2 protein-coding genes are annotated in these 2,599 nt (G+C 73.1%); both read left to right on the top strand.

Annotated features, from left to right (window positions below; all coding sequences use genetic code 11):
- Window positions 1-159: 159 nt before the first annotated feature.
- Window positions 160-1,854, top strand: a complete 1,695-nt coding sequence (locus G5C51_RS41420; protein WP_165246022.1) for a phospho-sugar mutase — start codon at window positions 160-162, stop codon at window positions 1,852-1,854.
- A 102-nt stretch (window positions 1,855-1,956) separates the two neighbouring features.
- Window positions 1,957-2,574, top strand: coding sequence for a PH domain-containing protein (locus G5C51_RS41425; protein WP_165246024.1), 618 nt, complete (start codon window positions 1,957-1,959; stop codon window positions 2,572-2,574).
- Window positions 2,575-2,599 lie beyond the last annotated feature (25 nt).

A 2,599-nucleotide genomic window follows, 5' to 3' on the forward strand; every position in this document is an offset into this window, starting at 1 on the left:
AGACAGGGGCAGGACGCGTCGGGTGGGCCAGCCCCAGCTCGCCAGGCGGAAGGCCGCGGCGCCTCGCCAGGACAAGCCCTGCGGGCAGGCAGCCCATCCCCCTCCCCCGCCCAATACGCCCCGGAGCAACCGGCGGGTGGGAGGGTAAAAAGCAGACCAATGACCAAGGCAAGGGAAGAGACCAACGTGACCACGGACAACGCCCTCACCCAGGCGAATGCCTGGCTCGCCGAGGATCCGGATCCCGATACCCGCGGCGAGCTCGCCGGGCTCATTGAGGCGGGCGATGCAGCCGCCATCGAGGAGCGGTTCAGCGGGACTCTCCAGTTCGGCACCGCCGGCCTTCGGGGGGCTCTGGGCGCGGGGCCCATGCGGATGAATCGCGCCGTTGTCATCCGTGCGGCTGCGGGGCTCGCCTCGTATCTGAAGAAGGAGGGGCACGAGGGCGGTCTTGTCGTCATCGGTTACGACGCCCGGCACAAGTCCGTGGACTTCGCCGAAGACACCGCCGCCGTCATGGTCGGCGCTGGGCTCAAGGCCGCGCTCCTTCCCCGCCCGCTGCCGACGCCGGTCCTCGCCTTCGCGATCCGCCACCTCGGTGCCGTCGCCGGTGTCACCGTGACCGCCAGCCATAACCCGCCGCAGGACAACGGCTACAAGGTCTACCTCGGCGAGGGCTCCCAGATCGTTCCCCCGGCCGATGCCGGCATCGCCGCCGAGATCGCCGCGGTCGGCAGCCTGCATGACGTGCCGCGGGCCGAGGACGGCTGGGAGGTCCTGGGCGGGCAGGTCCTCGACGCCTATCTCGAGCGGGCCAAGAGCGTCGTCGCCCCGGGCGGTCCGCGTGACCTCTCCGTCGTCTACACGCCGATGCACGGCGTCGGCGGCACCACTCTGACCGCCGCGTTCGAGCGGGCGGGCTTCCGTGCCCCGATCACCGTGCCCGAACAGGCCGAGCCGGACCCGGACTTCCCGACCGTCGCGTTCCCCAATCCGGAGGAGCCGGGCGCGATGGACCTGGCCTTCGCCAAGGCCGCCGAGGCGGACCCGGACATCGTCATCGCCAACGACCCGGACGCCGACCGCTGCGCCGTGGCCGTACCGGACGCGGCCACCGAAGGTGGCTGGCGCATGCTCCGCGGCGACGAGGTCGGCGCGCTGCTCGCCACCCACCTCGTGCACAAGCGGGTCCGCGGCACCTTCGCCGCCTCGATCGTCTCCTCCTCGCTCTCCGGCAAGATCGCGAAGGCGGCGGGCCTCCCGTACGAGGAGACCCTGACCGGCTTCAAGTGGCTGGCCCGCGTCCAGGGCCTCGCCTTCGGGTACGAGGAGGCGCTCGGCTACTGCGTCGACCCCGGCGGCGTACGCGACAAGGACGGCATCACCGCCGCCCTCGCCGTCGCCGAGCTGACCGCCGAGCTGAAGGCCGCCGGCCGCACCCTGCAGGACCTCCTCGACGACCTCGCCGTCGAGTACGGGCTGCACGCCACCGACCAGCTCTCGGTCCGGGTCGAGGACCTGTCGGTCATCGCCGAGGCCATGCACCGCCTGCGCGAGCAGCCGCCCGCCGCCCTCGCGGGCCTCGCGGTCACCCGCGCCGAGGACCTCACCAAGGGCACCCCGGAGCTGCCGCCCACCGACGGCCTGCGCTACTACCTCGCCGGCGACCCGGAGCGCGGCATCGAGTCCGCCCGCGTCATCGTCCGCCCGAGCGGCACCGAGCCGAAGCTCAAGTGCTACCTGGAGGCGGTCCTGCCCGTCGCGTCCGCCGGCGCCCTGGGCGCAGTCCGTACGAAGGCCGCGGACGTGCTCGCGGACCTGAAGTCGGACCTGGCCGCGGCAGCCGGCATCTGACCGCGGCCGGCCCTGAGCTCCCAGCTCACGAGGGGTCCGGGGGCGAGCCCCCGGACCCCTCGGCGGTGGACCGCGGCGAAGCCGCAGGGCACAATCTCCGGCATGAGCGCGAACGAGCCTTCGACCACCCCGCAGTACGCCGACCGAGTCTTCCGCTCCGTCGGCGGCGTCATGGGCGGTGTGCTGCTGCTCGCCCTCGCGGCCTGGCTCGGCATCGACGCGCTGGTGAACGGGAGCGGGCGGACCCGGCTGCTGTCGGTCGCCGCGCTGCTGTGCGTGGTCCCGCTGATCACCGCCTTTACCGTCCGCCCGGCGGTGTACGCGAGCGAGGACCGGCTGCGGATCCGCAACCCGTTCCGCACCATCACCCTGCCCTGGGCCACGGTCGAGACCCTGCGGGCGCACTTCAGCAGCGAGGTGCTCACCAAGGACGGCGCGAAGTTCCAGCTCTGGGCCGTCCCGGTCTCCATCCGCGCCCGCAACCGCGCCAACCGCCAGGCCGCGAAGTCGGGCGCCCACGACGCCCACCCGGTGGCCGCGGCCGGCGACAAGCCGCACCGGGCGCCCGGCGACCAGAACATCGACGACCTGCGTGAGCTGGCGGAGCGTAACGCCGACCGGGAGGGCGCGCAGGGGCCCGCCGAGGTGAAGTGGGCGTACGAGATCATCGCTCCGGCGCTGGTCGGAGCCCTCGCGCTGCTGGTTCTCGCGCTGGTGTGACCCACCCCGCCCCGCTTCCTCTCCC

The sequence above is a fragment of the Streptomyces coryli genome, assembly GCF_011044975.1.
Taxonomy (GTDB): Bacteria; Actinomycetota; Actinomycetes; order Streptomycetales; family Streptomycetaceae; genus Streptomyces; species Streptomyces coryli.

What these genes read in the sequence shown, in the direction of transcription:
- G5C51_RS41420 (WP_165246022.1), top strand. Translation starts at nt 160, where the DNA reads ATGACCAAGGCAAGGGAAGAGACCAACGTGACCACGGACAACGCCCTC.
- G5C51_RS41425 (WP_165246024.1), top strand. Translation starts at nt 1,957, where the DNA reads ATGAGCGCGAACGAGCCTTCGACCACCCCGCAGTACGCCGACCGAGTC.